Annotated in this window: 14 protein-coding genes; 9 read left to right on the top strand and 5 right to left on the bottom strand. The window is 73.9% G+C overall.

The features are described 5' to 3' along the window. Window positions 1-252: 252 nt before the first annotated feature. The gene (locus tag F0L17_RS16615) at window positions 253-2,853 is read right to left on the bottom strand and encodes an FG-GAP-like repeat-containing protein (protein ID WP_338018110.1); all 2,601 of its coding nucleotides are present in this window, start codon (window positions 2,851-2,853) and stop codon (window positions 253-255) included. Between the two features lie 702 nt (window positions 2,854-3,555). Between F0L17_RS16615 and F0L17_RS16620 the strand changes: the two genes are divergently transcribed. Together F0L17_RS16620 and F0L17_RS16625 are read left to right on the top strand one after the other, a co-directional pair. Next, window positions 3,556-4,200 carry a sigma-70 family RNA polymerase sigma factor gene (locus F0L17_RS16620; protein ID WP_162466290.1) on the top strand — a complete coding sequence of 215 codons (645 nt, stop codon included), beginning with the start codon at window positions 3,556-3,558 and terminating at the stop codon, window positions 4,198-4,200. Beyond that, on the top strand, window positions 4,197-5,561 hold the full coding sequence (locus F0L17_RS16625) for a hypothetical protein (protein ID WP_155071695.1): 1,365 nt from the start codon (window positions 4,197-4,199) through the stop codon (window positions 5,559-5,561). Before F0L17_RS16620 ends, F0L17_RS16625 begins: the two co-directional genes overlap by 4 nt. A 219-nt stretch (window positions 5,562-5,780) precedes the next feature. Here F0L17_RS16625 and F0L17_RS16630 read toward each other — a convergent pair whose 3' ends face one another. Continuing rightward, the gene (locus F0L17_RS16630; RefSeq protein ID WP_155071696.1) at window positions 5,781-6,740 is read right to left on the bottom strand and encodes a L,D-transpeptidase family protein; all 960 of its coding nucleotides are present in this window, start codon (window positions 6,738-6,740) and stop codon (window positions 5,781-5,783) included. Window positions 6,741-7,021: 281 nt separating this feature from the next. On the opposite strand from F0L17_RS16630, the gene F0L17_RS16635 reads away from it, so the two are divergent. Then, on the top strand, window positions 7,022-8,620 hold the full coding sequence (locus F0L17_RS16635) for an acyl-CoA mutase large subunit family protein (RefSeq protein WP_155071697.1): 1,599 nt from the start codon (window positions 7,022-7,024) through the stop codon (window positions 8,618-8,620). 102 nt (window positions 8,621-8,722) lie between these two features. Here F0L17_RS16635 and F0L17_RS16640 read toward each other — a convergent pair whose 3' ends face one another. The 3 genes from F0L17_RS16640 to F0L17_RS16650 all read right to left on the bottom strand — a co-directional run bounded on the left by F0L17_RS16640 (window position 8,723) and on the right by F0L17_RS16650 (window position 11,566). Next, window positions 8,723-8,875 carry an SCO1431 family membrane protein gene (locus F0L17_RS16640; RefSeq protein WP_162466291.1) on the bottom strand — a complete coding sequence of 51 codons (153 nt, stop codon included), beginning with the start codon at window positions 8,873-8,875 and terminating at the stop codon, window positions 8,723-8,725. A gap of 271 nt (window positions 8,876-9,146) precedes the next feature. Beyond that, complete coding sequence (locus tag F0L17_RS16645) at window positions 9,147-10,517, bottom strand: hypothetical protein (protein ID WP_155071699.1); 1,371 nt, start codon at window positions 10,515-10,517, stop codon at window positions 9,147-9,149. Further along, window positions 10,514-11,566, bottom strand: a complete 1,053-nt coding sequence (locus F0L17_RS16650; RefSeq protein WP_162466292.1) for a glycosyltransferase — start codon at window positions 11,564-11,566, stop codon at window positions 10,514-10,516. Before F0L17_RS16650 ends, F0L17_RS16645 begins: the two co-directional genes overlap by 4 nt. Before the next feature lie 187 nt (window positions 11,567-11,753). Here F0L17_RS16650 and F0L17_RS16655 point away from each other — a divergent pair, with 187 nt between their 5' ends. The 6 genes from F0L17_RS16655 to F0L17_RS16680 all read left to right on the top strand — a co-directional run bounded on the left by F0L17_RS16655 (window position 11,754) and on the right by F0L17_RS16680 (window position 19,347). Further along, entirely contained in the window at window positions 11,754-13,091 is a 1,338-nt protein-coding gene (locus F0L17_RS16655; protein WP_420802423.1) for a DUF6716 putative glycosyltransferase, read from the top strand. A gap of 101 nt (window positions 13,092-13,192) precedes the next feature. Further along, window positions 13,193-14,395 carry a cytidylyltransferase domain-containing protein gene (locus F0L17_RS16660; RefSeq protein ID WP_162466293.1) on the top strand — a complete coding sequence of 401 codons (1,203 nt, stop codon included), beginning with the start codon at window positions 13,193-13,195 and terminating at the stop codon, window positions 14,393-14,395. A 2-nt stretch (window positions 14,396-14,397) separates the two neighbouring features. After that, a complete protein-coding gene (locus F0L17_RS16665) occupies window positions 14,398-15,339 on the top strand; it encodes an N-acetylneuraminate synthase family protein (RefSeq protein ID WP_155071701.1) in 942 nt (313 codons plus the stop codon). Window positions 15,340-15,481: 142 nt separating this feature from the next. Continuing rightward, window positions 15,482-16,618: a hypothetical protein gene (locus F0L17_RS16670; protein WP_162466841.1), complete on the top strand. Its 1,137-nt coding sequence runs from the start codon at window positions 15,482-15,484 to the stop codon at window positions 16,616-16,618. 159 nt (window positions 16,619-16,777) lie between these two features. Further along, on the top strand, window positions 16,778-18,025 hold the full coding sequence (locus F0L17_RS16675) for an amidohydrolase (RefSeq protein ID WP_162466294.1): 1,248 nt from the start codon (window positions 16,778-16,780) through the stop codon (window positions 18,023-18,025). A gap of 263 nt (window positions 18,026-18,288) precedes the next feature. Next, window positions 18,289-19,347, top strand: a complete 1,059-nt coding sequence (locus F0L17_RS16680) for a BMP family lipoprotein (RefSeq protein ID WP_155071702.1) — start codon at window positions 18,289-18,291, stop codon at window positions 19,345-19,347. Window positions 19,348-19,416: the final 69 nt, after the last annotated feature.

Genomic DNA, 19,416 nt, shown 5'->3' on the forward strand with positions numbered 1-19,416 from the left:
GCTCGTGCGTGACGCGTCGACAACATCTCCACCTCGCCGACTCATCGCCACCGCGCCGGTCCGGAAACCGCCACGTCGCGAGCGCGTGACCGGCACGTCGACGGGAGCGCCGGGCGTGCCCCGCGGCACGGGGCACGGGGCACGGACGCGCGACGGCCGGTGGAGAAGAGGGGGACGGGCCGCGGGGCGGAGCGGGGCCGGGTCGGGTGCCCAGCCGCCCGCCGGTCCGCCCGTCGGCCCGTCCCCGCCCGGTCACGGCGACAGCCGGTCTCCCAACTGGACCCCCGCCGGGGTGCCCAGCTTCGCGCGGTTGTAGTAGACGCCCCCGCCGGTGGAGATGCCCGCGCTCCCGGCGTCGAGCTGGAGGATCGTCCCGTCGAAGGAGTCCTCGCCCGAGGCGCCGATGGCCAGGTCGGTGCGGCCCCAGCCGGTCAGGTCGGCGAGCAGGACGGAGGCGCCCAGACGGTCGTTCGTCTCCGAGGCGCCGGGCACGTCGGTGGTGTCCTGGTGGAAGGACTGCGCCCCCGAGGTGCTCAGCCCGGCGGAGGTGCCGTACAGCAGCACCGTCATGCCGGCGTCGCTCCGGTTGATGCCGTCTCGGGTGAGGTCCTCGAAGGGCATGCCGGCCAGGACGTCGGCGTGTCCGTCGGCGTCCACGTCGCCGACCGCGACGGACCAGCCCAGCGCGTCCCCGGACTCGGAGCCGCCCGGAACCCCGGCGGTGTCCTGGTGGATCACCCTCCCGCCGGCGGTCGTCGGACCGTCCGGCGAGCCGGGGAGCACGGCGATCTGGCCGCCGGCGTCGGAGCCGGACTCGGAGGTGTAGGGCTGGCCCACCACCAGGTCGGTGTAGCCGTCGCCGTCGATGTCGCCGGCGGCGACCGAGCGTCCGCCCCGGACGGACGCCGGGCCGACGTACCGCAACCCCTCGGCCGATCCGTTGAACAGGGTCAGCCGGCCGGTGCCGCTCGCGTCCCGGTGGTTCATGACCACGTCGGTGTAGCCGTCGCGGTCGAAGTCACCGGTGGTGGAGGCGAGGTAGCCGATGCCGCCGGCGGCCCCGGTGTCCAGGGTGCCCTTGCGCACCGAGTCGTCGGCGACGTCGAACGCCCACCAGCCGGCCGGGTTGCGGGAGGCGACGAAGACGTCGGCGGTGCCGTCGCTGTCGAAGTCGCCGACGGCGACCGTCGAGCCGAACCGGGAGCCGCCCGTGCGGTCCGCGGCGTCGGCCTCCAGCAGGGTGCCGGTGTCGAGGCCGGGGCCGTACAGAACGGTCGCGGCGCCCGAGTCGGCGTTGCCCAGGGAGTCGTCCTCACCGGGCGCGCCGACCACCAGGTCGGCGTGTCCGTCGCCGTTCACGTCGCCGTACGCGGTGGCCGCGCCCCAGCCGTCGCCCTCCTCGGAGTCGCCGGGGACGCCGGGGGAGGACTGGGAGAGGACCTTACGGGCCGAGTCCACCGGGCCGTCCGGGCCGCCGGGCACCACGGTGACGGTGCCCGCCATGTCCATGCCATCCACGGCGGCCCGGTAGGTGCCCGCGGCCATGTCCACCATGCCGTCGCCGTTGACGTCGGCGGTGGGCTTCGCGGCACTGGCGGCCGGGCTCGCGGCGAAGCGCCGGATCTCGGGGAGTTCCTCGTACAGGGCCTGACCGGGGCATTCGGTGGCGAAGCCGTCGCGGTGGCCGGAGATGGTGTACAGGTCCGCCTGCTCGCCCTCCTCCCACACGCCGGTGTCGGCGGCGGCGGTGAGCGTCACCCGGCCGGCCGGGTCCACGCCGTACTGGCCGAGCTTCCAGGCGGCGACGCGGGCCACGGCGTTGGTCACGGTGGCGCTGGGCACGCCGTCGGTGGCGTAGTTGCCGATCACCGCGATGCCGGTGGAGTAGCTGTTGAAGCCGTAGGTGTGGGCGCCGTACACCGGCAGGTCGACGCCGCCGTGCCGGCCCTCGAAGACCGTGCCGCACTTGTCGACCAGGAAGTTGTAGCCCAGGTCGTTCCAGCCGTTGCTCTTGACGTGGTACGTCATGATCGCCCGGACGATCGCGGGCGACTGGGAGCAGCTGTAGTTGTTGGCGTCCGTGGTGTGGTGGACGAACGCCGCCTTGATCCCGTCCTCCAGGTAGGCCGAGGGCTCCTCGACCATGGACTCGTCGGCGCCCCAGGCGGCGCGGGAGACGATCGGCGGCCGGGTGACGGTCGACTCGGGGGCGGGCGGCACGGACGGTTCGGCGGACGCGGTGGGTTCGGCCCCGGTCTGCGACGAGCGCGCGGCGGCGCCGTCGGTGGACGTCGGACCCTCCGCGGCCGGGGCGGCGGACTCCGGGGCCGCCTGGGAGGTGGTGTGGGCGACCGCGTCGAAGGCGGCGGGGCCGGCGGCTTCCGCCTTCCTCGCCTCACGCTCCGTCGTGCCCGGGTCGACCAGGTCGAGCCGCATCCCGGCGGGGAAGTCCGCCGCGCTCCGGCCGTCCTCGGAGACCACACGGGCCTCGACCCCGTCGGAGGGGCCCACCCAGCGCGGTTCGGTCGCGCCCCGGGCGGTGGACTCGCGGCCCTCCTCGCCCTCGGGCGCCCGCAGGTCCAGGCCCAGTTCCTGCCACGGTGTCCACTCGCCGGTCTCGATGCTGCGGGTGCGCACCTCGGCCCGGCCCTCCAGCTCGGCGGTGGCCCGCGGCCAGGAGATGCCCACCAGGCTGAACGGCTTGGTGTCGCGGCGGGTCACGTCGCTTCTGTGCTCGCTCCTGGAGCGGAGGTTCACGGAGTAGGTCTTGACCGGCGACGCCGTCACGGACGGGCCCCGGTCCTCGGGCGGACTCGCCACCGCCGCGGTCGCCACTCCGGCGCCGCTCGCCACGACGGCGGCCAGGGTCAGCCAGACCCCTCTCCTCAGGCCGGATGATCCTCGTGCTCTCGCTCTTCGCGGACTCAAGTGTCCCGCCCCTCGTCATCTCGGAATCGTTGTGCGGAAGGCCCCATGGTGCCGTCGGCGGAAGCCCGGGTGTCCGGTGCCCCCCGGAACGGGGACTTCCGTTCACCTAGCGCACCGGAGCGGTGAAACATCACGCCCGATGGAACCCGGTGTGAACACGAGGGGAACGCGGGGCGGTGCGAAAGGAGACGCGGGAGGAGGCGCGGGAGGGGAGAGGCCCGCGGGCGGGCGGAGAGGACGGTGGCAGGAACGAGTGCGTCCGACGATCCGGGAACGGCGCGACCGTGCGAAGACGGCCGGGGTCGCCACCCCCCACAGGAGAGACCCCGGCCGTCGTCGAGTACGGACTGCCGCGCCGAGCGGAGCCCGTCATCCTCATCAGCGTCGGCACCCCGATTTCTGTTACTCGGTTCCCCCACGTCCTCCCCGCGGTCTTCGCACCCCTCCCGGGGAAAGGGGCCCGAGGCGTCTCCGACCGTGATCGGGGGCACGTTCGCATGGACGGGAGCGCACACTAGGTCGTAGCGTGCTGCTTCGCATCGACGCGTGTCGAGGCAACACCGCGGGACCGGGCCCGGCCAGGGGCTCGGGCGGGCGCTACATCGCGAAGTGGGGCAGGACTAAGGCGTGCAGGGGGAAGACGCGGAGCTCACCGCAGCGGTGCACGCTGCGCGAGAGGGCGACGAGTACGCCTTCCGCACCGTCTACCGCGCCGTGCACCCCCGCCTGTTGGGGTACGTGCGGACACTGGTGCCGGACGCCGACGCGGAGGACGTGGCCTCCGAGGCGTGGCTGCAGATCGCCCGGGACATCGACCGCTTCGACGGCGACGCCGACCGGTTCCGCGGCTGGACGGCGCGGATCGCCCGCAACCGGGCGCTCGACCACATCAGGGCGCGGGGACGGCGTCCGGCCTCCGGCCCCGTCGACGACGACAACGAACTGGCCGTGCTGCCCGCCGGGTCCGACACCTTCGACGAGGCCCTGGAGTCGATCGGCACCGGGCGCGCCATGGCCCTGATCGCGCGGCTGCCGCGCGACCAGGCCGAGGCGGTCGTCCTGCGGGTGGTGGTCGGCCTCGACGCCAAGGGCGCCGCGAAGGTGCTCGGCAAGCGTCCGGGGGCGGTGCGGACCGCGGCGCACCGGGGGTTGAGGAAACTCGCGGAGCTGTTGGAGGGCGAGGACGCCGCCGGGGACGGGGCCTCCGCACCCAGGGCCGGAGCCGTACGCGGTGTGACGGAAAAGGCCGGACGGACGCTGAGGGAAACGTGAGGGCCGACGACGACCGGTACGGATGGCTGGACGAGGAGACCGCGGAGCGTCTGCTGCGCGACCGGGCGGCCGGTGATCCTCCCCCGGCGGACGCGGAGGCTCCACAGGCCCTGACGGCACTGGAGTCGGTCCTCGACGAACTCGCCGCCTCCACCCCTCTCGCCACTCCCGCCCCCGAACCCCTCGCCGGCTCCGACTCCGCCTCTCCTTCTTCCGGCTCCGGCTCCGCCGCTGCTTCTTCCGGCTCCGCCGCTGTTCCTTCTTCCGGCTCCGCCTCCACGTCTCCTCCCGGCGCGCACGTCGGCGCCGAACTGCCCGGGGAGGCCGCGGCCCTGGCCGCCTTCCGGGCGGCCCGCGTCCGGGCCGGTGCGGCCCCGGCGGACGGCGCGGCGCACAGCCGTCCGGGCCGCCGCGCGTACCCGAGGAGGTTCGGGCGCCCCCTGCGTCTGGGGATCGCCACCCTGGCGACCGGCGTCGTGCTGGGCGGCGTCGCCGTGGGCGCGGGCGGGGTGTTGCCCGCGCCGTTCGGCGGCGGGGACGACCCGCCTCCCTCGGCGGCACCGACCGGCCCCGGGAGCGACGGCGTCGACGGACGGACACCGGACGGTGGCGACGGCCCCTCGGCCGGGACCGAGAGCGACGGCGATCCGACCGGGGAGCGGTCGGACGGTCCGCACGAGCGAGGTCGGGATCCGGGCGACTCCGATGCCTCCACGGAGTCCGACGCACCTGCGGGCTCCGGCGACTTCACGGGCCCGGGGGCGGACACCGGCGAAGGCGGCGAGGCGGGCGGTTTCGGCTCGGAGGGCCGGGACGAGTCGGATGGCCGGGGCAGCGACGGACCGGAGCGTCCGGACGGCGCGCTCGCCGCGTCCGAGGCCCGTATCGCCGCGCTCTGCGGCGAGCGTGGCAGGAACGGGCTGGACCGGGCCGAGCGGATGGAGCTGGAACGGCTCGCGGGCGGTCCCGACGAGGCCGACCGGCTCTGCCGTCGGGTCACCGGCGGTGAGGACCCTTCCGGCGGCCGGAGCCCCGCCGCTCCCACCGGCCCCGCCGCTCCCACCGATCCCGCCGCTCCGGGCCGCCCGAGCGGTGGCGGGGAAGGTGGCGAGGGTGGCGACGTCCTCCCCGGCGAGGGGGGTGACGCCCTTCCCGTCGATCCCCCGCCGGCCGGCCCCGGCGGCGCGGGCGGCGGCGCGGACAGCGGTCCGTCCGGTGGCGCGAACAGCGGTTCGGTCGGCGGTTCGGTCGGCGGTTCGGGTGACGACGCCGGCGCCCCGCCCGCCCCCCCGGTGCCCGAGGTCGTTTCCCCCGCGGTGGGCGCTTCCCCCGGCGGGAGGGGGCGCCCCGGAGCGCGGTGAGGCACGTCACGGAGAAGTCCCGCCCCCGGGTGTGACACTTTTCGACCGGCCGACGCAGTACAGAACAAGCCGACTGGTCATCGGCGAACGCGCCACCCAAGGTCCCCCCCGTACCTGTGGGACGCGCGTAGGCGCGGGCGGGGCACGTTCCCCCGGCCCCGCCCGCGCCCTCTTCGGACTCCCGGCCTCCCGGCCGTTTCCCGCGGCCCCGCGCGGCCGTCAGTAGACGATCACCTTGTCGCCCGGCTCCACCTGGTCGAAGAGCGTCGCGATCTTCTCCTTGTCCCGCACGTTGACGCAGCCGTGCGAGGCGCCGTTGTAGCCGTTGGCGGCGAAGTCCGCGGAGTAGTGCACCGCCTGGCCGCCGCTGAAGAACATCGCGTACGGCATCGGGGTGTCGTAGAGCGTCGAGTGGTGGTGACGGCTCTTGAAGGAGACCGCGAACACACCCTCGCGGGTCGGCGTGAGCTCCGAGCCGAACCGCACGTCCATCGCCGACAGCGCCCTGCCGTCGATCATCCACACCAACGTGCGGCTCTCCTTGCTGACGCACATCACCCGGCCCGTCAGGCACCGGGGGTCGGGCTCGGTGACCGGCCGGGTGGTCGGCGGGTACAGCTCCTGCCGCGTGGGCGTCCTCGTCCGGGCCGTCAGGGAGTCCCAGGTCTCCCGCGTGACGTCGCCGCTCGCCGGCAGGCCCCGCGTCCGCTGGAAGGCGGACACCGAGCCGCTGGTGATCGTCCCGTAGTAGCCGGTCGGGTTGAGGTCGAAGTGCCCGGCCTGACGCAGCCGTGCCTGGAGTTCGCGCACCTTCTCGCCCCGCGCCCCCTCCCGCAGCATCGGCGGTGCCGCGGTGGTGCGGGACGGCGTGGGCGTGGCGGACGCCTCGGGCGTCCGCGTCGTCGACCGCTCCACCGGTTCGGCGCGCGGCGACCGTGACGTCGGGCTCGCCGCGGCCGGTGCCGACGGAGCGGGCGGCGGGGTCCGTGTCGGTGTGGGCGTCGCTGTCGGTGTGGGCGTCGGTGTCGGTGCGTCACCCGCCGTCGGCGGCGCGGCGGGCGACATCGTGCCCGCCGGGAGGTGCGACCGCGCGCCCGCCGGATCGGCCGCGCACCCCGCGCCCAGCAGCATGACGGCCACCGCGGCCAGCGCCGCGCGACTCCTCGGTCCGTGTGCCATGTCCCGTCTCCCCCCGGTGCGTCGAGCCCTCGCGGGCCGTCGGGTCGTGCCGACCCTCCCCGCGATGGGATTCCCGGTCGTCACCCTGCCCGAACGGAAGACGTTCCGTAAGCCCCCCGGGGTTGCCCGTGCGCCGCCCCCCGCGCCCCGCGCGTCCGCGCCCCTTCGAGCAGGGACGCGGACGACCTGTGAGAAAGCTCCCAGGCCGTGGCTCTCCCACCGCTCTCTCCCCGATCGCTACAGTCCGTGGCGACAGGGCGCCGAAGCGGGAGGAACCGAAGATGGCACGTGGGACTGGCAAGACTCGGCTCACGGAGAGCGGTCTGCCGATCGAGTCGGTCTACGGCCCCGACGCGCTGGGCGACTGGGATCCGGCCGAGAAGCTGGGCGAGCCGGGCTCGTACCCGTACACGCGGGGCGTGTACCCGACGATGTACACCGGCCGGCCGTGGACGATGCGTCAGTACGCCGGCTTCGGCACGGCCGTGGAGTCCAACGCCCGCTACAAGCAGCTGATCGCCAACGGCACCATGGGCCTGTCGGTCGCCTTCGACCTGCCCACCCAGATGGGCCACGACTCCGACGCCCCCATCGCCCACGGCGAGGTCGGCAAGGTCGGCGTGGCCATCGACTCCATCGAGGACATGCGGGTGCTCTTCGACGGCATCCCGCTGGGCGAGGTCTCCACCTCGATGACGATCAACGCCCCCGCCGCCGTCCTGCTGCTGCTCTACCAGCTGGTGGCCGAGGAGCAGGGCGTGCCCTCGGAGAAGCTGACGGGCACGATCCAGAACGACGTGCTCAAGGAGTACATCGCCCGCGGCACCTACATCTTCCCGCCCAAGCCGTCACTGCGGCTGATCGCGGACATCTTCAAGTACTGCAAGACGGAGATCCCGCGCTGGAACACCATCTCCATCTCCGGCTACCACATGGCCGAGGCCGGGGCGACGCCCGCGCAGGAGATCGCCTTCACCCTCGCCGACGGCATCGAGTACGTGCGCACCGCGGTGGCGGCCGGCATGGACGTGGACGACTTCGCGCCCCGCCTGTCGTTCTTCTTCGTCGCCCGCACCACGATCCTGGAGGAGGTGGCCAAGTTCCGTGCCGCCCGCCGGATCTGGGCCCGGGTGATGAAGGAGGAGTTCGGCGCGGAGAACCCCAAGTCGATGATGCTGCGCTTCCACACCCAGACCGCCGGGGTGCAGCTCACCGCGCAGCAGCCCGAGGTGAACCTGGTGCGCGTGGCGGTCCAGGGCCTGGGCGCGGTGTTGGGCGGCACCCAGTCGCTGCACACCAACTCCTACGACGAGGCCATCGCGCTGCCCACCGACAAGTCCGCCCGCCTCGCCCTGCGCACCCAGCAGGTGTTGGCGTACGAGACGGACGTGACCGCCACCGTCGACCCCTTCGCCGGTTCCTACGTGGTGGAGTCCCTGACCGACGAGGTCGAGGCCGCGGCGCTGGAGCTGATGGGCAAGGTCGAGGAGCTGGGCGGCGCGGTGGCCGCCATCGAGCACGGCTACCAGAAGAACGAGATCGAGCGCAGCGCCTACCGCATCGCCCAGGAGACCGACTCCGGCGAGCGGGTCGTGGTCGGCGTCAACCGGTTCCAGCTCGACGAGGAGGAGCCCTACGAGCCGCTGAGGGTGGACCCGGCCATCGAGGCCCAGCAGGCCGAGCGGCTGGAGCGGCTGCGGGCCGAACGCGACCGGGCGGCCGTCGAGGGGGCCCTGGCCGAGCTGCGCAAGGCCGCCGAGGGCAGCGACAACGTGCTGTACCCGATGAAGGAGGCGCTGCGGGCGCGGGCCACCGTCGGCGAGGTCTGCGACACCCTGCGGGAGGTGTGGGGCGCCTACGTCCCCACCGACGCCTTCTGAGCCCTCGGCCGGACCCGGCACGCGACGACGGGGCGCCCCCGGTCGGGAGACCGGGGGCGCCCCGTCGTGCGTCGGCGTGCGCCTACCGCGCGGGCGGAGGCGCTACAGCAGGCCGAGGCCGGTGACGATCACGGACACCAGCACGGTGAGAGTCCAGCCGAGCGCCTGCTCGACCAGTTTCTCCCGCTCCTCGTCCGACGGTCCGCCGGTACGGAACAGGAGTGCCGGGAGCCTCGCCGCCATCGTGTGGCCCATGGTGGTGTCCTCGCCTCGCGTCGTGGTCTGTCTCCGCTCCCTCCGCGTTCGCCGCGGAAGGGGCGCGGTCTCCAGCATGCGGGGTGCCGCGCCGAACAAACACCGAGCAAACGGAGACGTGGGTCACTTCGGTGCGGAGGCCGGTGGGCGCGGTGGTCCCCAACGGGCCCTCCACCCAGCGGAAACGGGCCTTCCGGTGGCGGGCGGGACGGAACGCTGTGACGAAGGACACGGCGCGGGGCCGTCTCGTACGGTCGCCGTCACCGGCCGCTCACCGGCGTGCCCCCCGCCCCAGCGCACGGGCCCGAAGCGCCGTGCGCCGCACGACCGGACTGCGCACGACGGGCGTGAGGGGGCCGGGGACCCCGCCGGGCAGTCCGAGGGAGGCCAGCCGGCGGCGCGCGAAGTACCGCCGTACGCGCTCGTCGGGGTGGGCGGTCAGGAAGCGCTCGGTCTCGTCGCGCAGCTCCGGGAGCACCCGCGGCCACATGCAGAACGCCACCGCCCGCACCAGGGCGGCCGTCTCCTCGGCCCCGAGCGGGGCGCCCCCACCGGCCGACGGGGGCACGTCGGCGCCCTCCGCCGAGCGGGCCCCGGCGGCCGGCTCCGGCACCAGCGCGTCGACGATCACCGCCGGCACCCGGTCCTCGTTCTCGTACGGGGCCATCCGCTCCAGCGTCTCCCGGGTGCCGTACCGGGCGACCGGCAGCCCGTGGACGGCGCTCGCCGCCGGCAGCGCGCCGGAGGCACGGCCGATCACCAGCGACGGACGCAGCAGCTCGTACAACGCCTCCACGGGGTGGGCCCACTCGGGGACGTACAGCTCCACGCCCAGCTCGGCGGCCGCCCTCTCCAGGGCCGTCGTCCGGGGCGGCGGGGCGGCCGGGTGCGGGGCGAGGACCACCGCCCGCGGGCCCGTCTCCCGCACCGCGCGCAGCGTCCGGACCAGCAGCCGTTCCTCCGCGGCGGCCGGCAGCGCGCCCGGCGCCTGCGGATCGTTACCGAGCAGCACCACGGCCCCTTCCGGGGCTCCCGTGGGCGGCAGGGCCCGCGCCGCCTTCGCCGCCACGTCCCGCAGCGCCCCGGCGGGCACGGCCTCGGCCGGCACCCCGAACTCCGACAGCAGCAACGGACGCGCGGCGGGCAGCAGCGGGGGGTGGAGCAGCCGCCGCACCCGGGTGCCCACCAGCGGGTCCAGCTTGCCGGGGGTGGGGCCGTAGGCGGACAGTCCGGTGGCGTACACCACCAGCGGGGCGTCGGGGAAGATCCGGGCCAGCGCCCGCGCCGGCCCGGTCCCGACCCGCTCCACGACCAGCTCCACCTCGGCGTCCTCCAGGCCCCACAGCGAGCGCAGTTGCCGCTCCCACAGCGGAGCGTCGTCCGGACGCGGCGCCCAGGCGGCGGGGTGGAGGGGGCGGATGAGACGGGACCAGGAGAGCACCCGGTCGAAACGGTTCAGCAGGGCCGCCGGGCCGGGCGTCTCGTCCGGGGCGGGGACGGTCTCGGGGGCGGGGGCGCGGCTCGCGGTCAGCAGCAGCCGCTCCCGGCCCTCGCCGAGCAGGCCCGCGTCGACGGCGGCGGCCAACAGGGCGATGCCGTGCGGGGTGTCGGCGGCCAGGAGTTGGACGCGACGGGGACTCATCGGGCGTCCTCCCCGGTGGTCGTGGTGGGCGTGGTGGTCGGCGCGGTGGCCGCCACCGGGGCGGCGCCGAGCGCGGGGGAGAGGGTGGGGCGGCGGCGCAACCGGCGCAGCCGCGCGGAGCGTTCGACGTCCATGGAGTCCAGCGCCTCCCGCACCAGGTCGTCCGGCAGCCGCCGCAGGGCCGCCGCGCAGCGGGCGCGGAGGGTGCGGGCCAGGCGCGGTTCGAAGCGGTCGCCGGTGAGGTGGTGGTGGATCACCGCGCAGTAGGTGCGGACGGCCTTGGGCAGCAGCGCCTCGGCGTTCCGGTCCCGGGAGGTCTCCGCGACCAGCAGGTCGTAGGCGCGGACGAAGTCCAGTTGCCGTTCGTCGCCGATCCGGGTGAGCGAGGTCGCCACCCCGCGCCGGTAGAACACGCCCGTCAGCCCGACCACCGCGAAGGACGAGGCCTCCCGGTGCAGCCGCCAGATCCACGGCCGGTCCTCGGCGGTGTGCAGTCCGTCGTCGAAGCGCAGCACCCCGCTCTCCCACAACCGCCGGTGGTAGACGCCGGCCCAGGCGTAGGCGTAGTCGACGGAGGTGGTGCGGTGGGCGGGGAGGATGGCGTCGCGCGGGTCGAGCACGGTGCCGCGCCGGCCGTGCGGGACGCGCGCCAGGGTGCGTCTGCGGCCGGTGCAGACCACGTGGTCGGTGCGGACGAAGTCGCAGCCCAGCGACTCGATCGCGGCCGACAGGTCGCGGTAGTGGCCGGGGGCCACCCAGTCGTCGCCGTCGAGGAAGGTGACGAACCTCCCGCGCGCGACGTCCAGGCCGCTGTTGCGCGCGGTGGCCACTCCGCCCCGCCGGGCGCGGCGCACGACGACCGCGCCGGGGAGGTCCTTCTCGGCGCGGTCCAGGAGGTCCGAGGTGCCGTCGGTCGAGAAGTCGTCGACCAGGACGAATTCGATCTCCCCCTTGTCGAATTCCGCGGAGTTCACCCGCAGGCTCCGCAGTGTGTCGAGGGCGTAGGGCCGAACATTTCCGAACGGCACGATGACGGAGAGCTTGACCACTCCGGAGAGATTAGGTGTCCGTGTGGCGTGGCCGCTGTATTGCGCCACAATGCCGGGTGAAATCGCGGTGTCGGAACGGTGAACCCCGTTCTCCAGAAGGCCGGTTGGCCTTCCGTCGGTGTGCTGTTAACCGTCTGTTGCGTTCCCGTTGGGCCGAGAATCGGAATGCCTTCCTAGCGTCGGCGACGTGCCATCACGTACCACTTCGGACTCCCCGGAAACGCCGCTGCGCGTCGCCGTGCTCGCCGATTCCGACACGCGTTGGAAATGGGGCGCGCTCACCGCGCGGCGCATCGCCCCCGACGCGAGCATCGACGGGCTGCTGCTGCGCGGCCGGGCCACCCCGACCGCCCGGCAGCTCGACGAGGTCGGCGTGCGCGCCGCCTCGCTGCGCGAGGTGACGGCCGCGGAGTTCCTGCGCGTCGCCGACCGCGACACGTACGACGTGGTGGTGCTCTCCTGCGTCGGCGGCACGGTGCAGGCGATGCTGCACGGCCTGGCGCACGGCCTCGACGGACGGGAGGGCCGTCGCCCGGTCACCGTCACCGGCTACGTCGGGGTCGTCTACGAGAAGCTCTCCGACGGGCTGCTGCTGCGGCACGGCGCGGACGTCGTGCTGGCCAACTCCACCCACGACGCGGAACGTTTCCGCGCGGTCTACGAGGGTGTGGGTGTGGACGCCGACAGCGTCGTGGAGTGCGCGCTGCCCTTCCTGGGCGGCGCCCCGTACGAGAGGTCGGACGAGCGGCCGCACACCGTCGTCTTCGCCGTCCAGCCGTCCGTGCCCGCGAACCGCGCCGACCGCGAGTACCTGCTGCGCCGCGCCGCCGAGCACGCCCGTCGCCACCCCGAGCGCGAGGTGCTGGTCAAGCTGCGCAGCAAGCCCGGCGAGCACACCACGCACATCGAGGAGCAGCCGTACCAGAAGCTCGCGGCGCGGCTCCCCGGCGGACTGCCGGACAACTGCCGCCTGGTCTACGGGCACATGGGCGAGGTGCTGGACCGCACCGACCTGCTGGTCACCGTCAGCTCCACCGCCGCCCTGGAGTCCCTGCACCGCGGCATCCCCACCGCGATCCTCACCGACCTCGGCGTCCGCGAGGCACTGGGCAACCACCACTTCCTCGGTTCGGGCTGCCTCGCCTCCTGGGACCAGCTCGACGAGGGACTGCTGCCGAAGGCCGACCCGGAGTGGACGGCCCGCAACGGCGTGGTCGCCGACGGCCCCTACGAGGCGGCCTTCGACGCCGCCCGCGAGCGCGTCGCGACGCTCGTCGCCCGCGACGCGCTGCCGCCGATCGCCCCCTACTACACACTCGCCACCGCCCCCGGATACCTGCCCGGAGTGCTCTCCCGCCACGGGCTCGACCCCTCGGGAGCGCCCGGCCCCGGCGCGGTCGCCGACCGGCCCGCCTCCGGACTGCGCCGGGCCGTCCGCGCCGCCGTGCGGGACGCGGCGCGCGGCGCCTACCGCCACGGCGTCCAGCGCGTGGCGCCGGTCATCCGCCGGATGGGGGAGCTGTGAGCGGCGCCGGGCGGACCGCGCCCCGACAGGCGCCGGAGCCGGTGGAGCCGGTGGAGCGAGCAGAGCCAACGGAACAGCGAACGGAACGAGGAGCCACAGCCGTGCCCCCCAACGCCCCCATCGTCCTGGCCGTGATCCCCGCCCGGGGCGGCTCCAAGGGCGTGCCCGCCAAGAACCTCGCCACCGTCGGCGGCGTGCCGCTGGTGGTGCGCGCGGCACGGGAGTGCCTGGCGGCCCGGGGCGTGACGCACACGGTGGTCTCCACCGACGACCGGGCCATCGCCGAGGCCGCCCGCGGCGCGGGCGCCGAGGTCGTCGAGCGGCCCGGTGACATCGCCTCCGACACCGCCACCAGCGAGGCCGCCGTCCTGCACGCCATGGACGTCCACGCGCGGCGGCACGGCCGGGAGGCCGACGTGGTGTTGCTGGTGCAGTGCACCAGCCCCTTCCTCACCCGCGAGGACATCGAGGCGGTGACCGACGCGGTGACCGAGGGCGGCGCCGACAGCGCGCTGACCGTCGCCCCCTTCCACGGCTTCGTCTGGCGCGACGGTGAGCCGGGGGCGGGCGGCCACGGCGTCAACCACGACAAGGCCCACCGCCCGCGCCGCCAGGACCGGCCGCAGGACCTGCTGGAGACGGGCGCCGCGTACGCGATGCGCGCCGACGGCTTCCGCGCGGCCGGGCACCGCTTCTTCGGCCGCACCGAGCCGGTGCGCACCGACCCGGCGCGCGTGCTGGAGGTCGACGACCCCCACGACCTCGCCCGCGCCCGCGCGCTCGCGCCGCTGCTGGACGGCGGGACCTCGGGGCGCCCCGGCGCGCTCCCGGCCCGCGACGACATCGACGCGGTCGTACTCGACTTCGACGGCACCCAGACCGACGACCGGGTGTACGTCGACTCCGACGGACGGGAGACGGTCGCGGTCCACCGCGGCGACGGGCTCGGCATCGCCGCCCTGCGCCGCGCGGGACTGCCGCTGCTGATCCTGTCCACGGAGGAGAACCCGGTGGTCGCCGCACGGGCCCGCAAGCTGCGGATCCCCGTGCTCCACGGCATCGACCGGAAGGACCTCGCCCTGAAGCAGTGGTGCGAGGAGCAGGGCATCGCGCCGGAGCGCGTGCTCTACGTCGGAAACGACGTCAACGACCTGCCGTGCTTCGGCCTGGTCGGCTGGCCCGTCGCGGTCGCCAGTGCCCACGACGTCGTACGCGGCGCAGCCCGCGCGGTCACCTCCACTCCCGGAGGGGCCGGTGCGATCCGCGAGATCGCCTCGTGGATCCTCGGAAAGGAACTGTCTTGAGCATGACCAGCCCCCGCCTCCGTACCCTCGGCAACAAGATCGTGGGACCGGGCCACCCGGTCTACGTCACCGGCGAGATCGGCATCAACCACAACGGTGACCTGGAGAACGCGTTCGCGCTGATCGACGCCGCGGCCGAGGCCGGCTGCGACGCCGTGAAGTTCCAGAAGCGCACCCCCGAGGTCTGCACCCCGCGCGACCAGTGGGACATCGAGCGCGACACCCCCTGGGGCCGGATGACCTACATCGAGTACCGCCACCGCGTCGAGTTCGACGAGGAGGGCTACCGGGCGATCGACGAGTACTGCCGCAAGCGCGGCATCGACTGGTTCGCGTCCCCCTGGGACGTGGAGTCCGTCGAGTTCCTGGAGAAGTTCGACGTGCCCTGCTACAAGGTCGCGTCCGCCTCCCTGACCGACGACGAGCTGCTGCGCGCCATGCGTGCCACCGGCCGCACCGTCGTGCTGTCCACCGGCATGTCCACCCCGAAGCAGATCCGGCACGCGGTGGAGGTGCTGGGCAGCGAGAACATCGTCCTCTGCCACGCCACCAGCACCTACCCGGCCAAGGCCGCCGAGCTGAACCTGCGGATGATCCACACCCTGCAGGCCGAGTACCCGAACGTGCCGATCGGCTACTCCGGCCACGAGACCGGTCTGCAGACCACCCTCGCGGCCGTCGCCCTCGGCGCCTGCTTCGTCGAGCGCCACATCACCCTCGACCGCGCGATGTGGGGTTCGGACCAGGCCGCCTCCGTCGAGCCGCAGGGCCTGCAGCGCCTGGTGCGCGACATCCGCACCATCGAGGAGTCCCTCGGTGACGGCGTGAAGAAGGTCTACGACAGCGAGATCGGCCCGATGAAGAAGCTGCGCCGGGTCAAGGGCGTGGTGGCCGAGACCGAGGAGGCCGCGGCCGGCACCGACCGCGAGCCCGCGACGGTGTGACGGGTCGGCCACGGTGAGCGCAGGCAACTCCTCCGGGTCCCTCGGGGGCCCGCCGCGGCAGGGCGAGGGCACGGCGCGTCGGGGGGCGCGCCGGGTCCGCGGCTCCCGACGCACGGGCACCCTCGCCTTCGTCGAGAGTCCGGTGCAGCTCCTCAACGTCCTGGAGTGGGCTCACGTCGTTCGTCGGGACGTGGGCGGGGCCCGTCGGGACGTCGCCGGGGGCGCCGGCGACGGGCCGGGCGCGGGCCTCGGGGGAGAGGGGGCCGCCGGGCTCACCGTGGTCGTCCTGCCACCGCGCGAGGCGATGACGCGCGGGCAACTGCGACGGATGGCCGAACTGGCCCGGGACGAGGGGATCGCGGTCCGCTGGGAGGAGGCCCGCGGCGGTGCGGGCGCCCCGCTGCGGACCGTCGCCTCCCTGCTGGGCCCGCTGCGCCGTGCCGAGCGGATCGTGGTGGGCGACCCGTTCTCCCGCTACGTGCAGTTGCTGCTCTCCCTCGCCCGTGCCGAGGGCGAGGAGGGGGCGGAGGCCCTCCCCGGGAACGTGGTGGTCGTCGACGACGGGACGGCCACCATGGAGTTCGTCACGCAACTCGCCCGGGGCGAGCGCCTGGTGCGTTGGCACCGCCGGGGGGCCGGGGGAGCGCGTGCGGCGCTCTTCGCGCCCGTTTCGGCGGCGGCGCGCCGCCGGATGACGCCCTCGGCGGGCCGGCGGGTCGAGGTGTTCAGCGCGATGCCGGTCGAGGCGCCCGAGCACGTCACCGTCGTCCGCAACGACTTCTCCTGGACCCGGTCCCGCTTCGGCCCGCCCGCCCTCGCCGACGGCACCGACCTGGTGGGCACCTCGCTGGTGGAGACGGGCGTGGTGGATTCCGAGCGCTACCTGGAGGCCGTCGTCTCCCTGGCCCGCGCGCACGGGGCCACCCGGTACTTCGCCCATCGTCGGGAAAGCCCCGACAAGCTCCACCGCATAGCCGCCGCGGCGGGGCTGGAGATCGTCCGTCCGGACCTGCCGCTGGAACTGGTCGCGCGCCGCGGTCCCGTCGGGCGCACGATCCTGAGTTTTCCGTCCACCGTCGTGCACACCCTCCCCCTGGCGCTGGCCGGCACCGGCGCGACGGTGGCGGTGTGCGACGTGGACCCGGCCTGGCTGACGGAGGGCGCCTCGCCCCGTGCCCAGGGCTTCCTCTCGGGCGTCACCGGCACCGCGCGGGGGGTGCGGCGGTTGCCGTCGGCGCCGTCCTCACAGTCCCTGAAACCGGGCACGTCCACGACCTGATCGGCTCGCTGCCCACATGGTGGGACGAGGAAAATCGAAGTTCATACCCATCCGCACCTGGCTGTATGCGGCGGCGTACCTGTTTTCTCTCGCCTCCGGAGGGTGAACTTTGGCCATTCTCTCCACCGGGGGTCGTCACCTGGGCTTACCCTCGACAGGGTGAGCCAGTTGTTGTCGCCTGAGTCCAGAATCCGGACCACCGGTGAGACGCCGCTGCCCGGCGCCCTGCCGGAGGCCCTCCGTGCCGAGCTCATCGCCTTCCGCCGTGATCTCCACATGCACCCCGAGCTGGGGCACCAGGAGTTCCGCACCACCGCGTCCCTCACGGCACGGCTTGAGAAGGCCGGGCTGCGTCCCCGGGTGCTCCCCGGCGGCACCGGACTCGTCTGCGACATCCACCCCGGCGGCGAGCCCGTCGGCAGTGGTGTGCGCCCCATGTTGGCGCTCCGCGCCGACATCGACGCGCTCCCGATCCCGGACACCAAGACGGTTCCCTACCGCTCCACCCTCCCGGACCGCGCGCACGCCTGCGGCCACGACGTGCACACCACCGCCGTGCTCGGCGCCGGCATCGTCCTGGCCGATCTCGCCCGCCGAGGGCTGTTGCCGCACTCGGTGCGGTTGTTGTTCCAACCGGCCGAGGAGGTGCTGCCGGGCGGCGCCACCGACGCCATCGAGGCCGGTGTGCTGGAGGGTGTGGGCCGGATCGTCGCCGTCCACTGCGATCCCAAGGTCGAGGCCGGGCGCATCGGCCTGCGCTCCGGTCCCATCACCTCCGCCTGCGACCGTCTGGAGGTCGCCCTCGACGGCCCCGGCGGCCACACCGCGCGTCCCCACCTCACCACCGATCTGGTCACCGCGGCGGCCAAGCTGGCCACCGAGGTCCCGGCGCTGCTCTCCCGCCGCGTCGACACCCGCGCCGGGCTCGCCCTGACCTGGGGACGGCTGCAGGTGGGGCACGCCCCCAACGTCATCCCGCAGCACGCCGAGCTGTCCGGCACCCTGCGTTGCCTGGACATCCAGGCGTGGCGGGCCGCGCCGGACCTGGTGCACGCCGCGATCGACGAGGTCGTCGCCCTGCACCGCGCCAAGTTCGAACTCGACTACATCCGGGGCGTCCCGCCGGTGGTCAACGAGCAGGCCACCGCCGAGCTGCTGCGCGACGCGATGGTCGCCCGGCGCGGCGTCGGCTCGGTGGAGGACACCGAGCAGAGCCTGGGGGGCGAGGACTTCTCCTGGTACCTGGAGCACGTCCCCGGCGCGATGGCCCGCCTCGGGGTGCGCCCGCCGGGCGACCGTACCCCGCGCGACCTCCACCAGGGCGATTTCGACGTGGACGAGAACGCCATCACGGCGGGCGTGGAGCTGTTCACGGCCGCCGCCCTGCTCGACGCCGAGCGCGAGTAGGGCGTCCGGCGGGGGAGACGCCTGGTGGCCTTGGTCACTGTCGGAGCGCCGTCGAGGTGCTCCGGCGGGGCCGGCCGAAGGGGACGAAGGCGACGAATCGCCCTGTCGACGCCTCCGCGTAACCCTGCATCAAGAAACGGACACGTCCCGTTCGCACCGAACTGATAACGGCTCGCCGCGAGCCCTTTTTCTGGCATCTACGCGCGTTACGATGCGGCGGAAGCCAGCGCCAACGGAGGCGCTTCGAGCGAAGGGAAGTCCTCTTGCGCCGGGTAAGCAAGCTCGCCGCCGCGGTCGGGACCGCCGCGGCCCTCGCCTTCAGCGCCACCGCGTGTGGCGGCACTTCCACCGAGTCCTCCTCCGACTCCTCCGACTCCGCCAAGGACAAGGGGATAGCCCTCGCCTACGACGTCGGCGGCCGGGGTGACCAGTCCTTCAACGACGCCGCCTACGCCGGCTTCGAGAAGGCCAAGAAGGACTTCGGCATCGGCGGCGAAGACGTCGAGCCGTCCGACGGCGAGTCGGACGCCGACAAGGTCCAGCGCCTCACCGACCTGGCCCGACAGGGGTACAACCCGGTGATCGGCGTGGGCTTCGCCTACGCCAAGCCCATCGAGGAGGTCGCCGAGAAGTTCCCGAAGACCACCTTCGGCCTGATCGACGACAACACCGTCCAGGCGGAGAACGTCGCCAACCTCGTCTTCAACGAGGAGCAGGGCTCCTACCTGGCGGGCGTGGCGGCGGCCAAGGCGACCGAGAGCAAGGTCGTCGGCTTCGTCGGCGGTGTCGAGGTTCCGCTGATCAAGAAGTTCGAGGCGGGCTTCGTCCAGGGAGTCAAGGACACCGACGACTCCATCGAGGTCAAGACCCAGTACCTCACCCAGCCGCCGAACATGGACGGCTTCTCCAAGCCCGACCTGGGCAAGGAGGCCGCGCGCGGCCAGCTCGACGCCAAGGCGGACGTGATCTACCACGCGGCCGGCCTGGCGGGTCAGGGCGTCATCGAGGCGGTCGCCTCCCGGGACAAGTGGGTCATCGGCGTCGACTCCGACCAGTACGAGCAGAAGACGCTGGCCCAGTACAAGGACCACATCCTGACCTCCATGACCAAGGACGTCTCCGGTGCGGTCTACGACCTGGTCAAGTCGGTCCAGGACGGCAAGCCGCTGAGCGGTGAGAACCGCTTCGACCTGGAGTCCGGCGGGGTGGGCCTCTCCGACTCCAACCCGGCCTTCACCGAGATGACCGAGCTCCAGGAGGCCGTGAAGAAGGCCAAGGAGGGCATCATCGACGGCGAGATCGAGGTCACGACCGGGTCCTGACCCCCGTCCTGACCCCGTCCGACCGTTCCACCCCGGTGGGCCGGAGCGGGACGGCGGGGCGGATGTCCA

The sequence above is a fragment of the Streptomyces taklimakanensis genome (assembly GCF_009709575.1).
GTDB lineage: Bacteria > Actinomycetota > Actinomycetes > Streptomycetales > Streptomycetaceae > Streptomyces > Streptomyces taklimakanensis.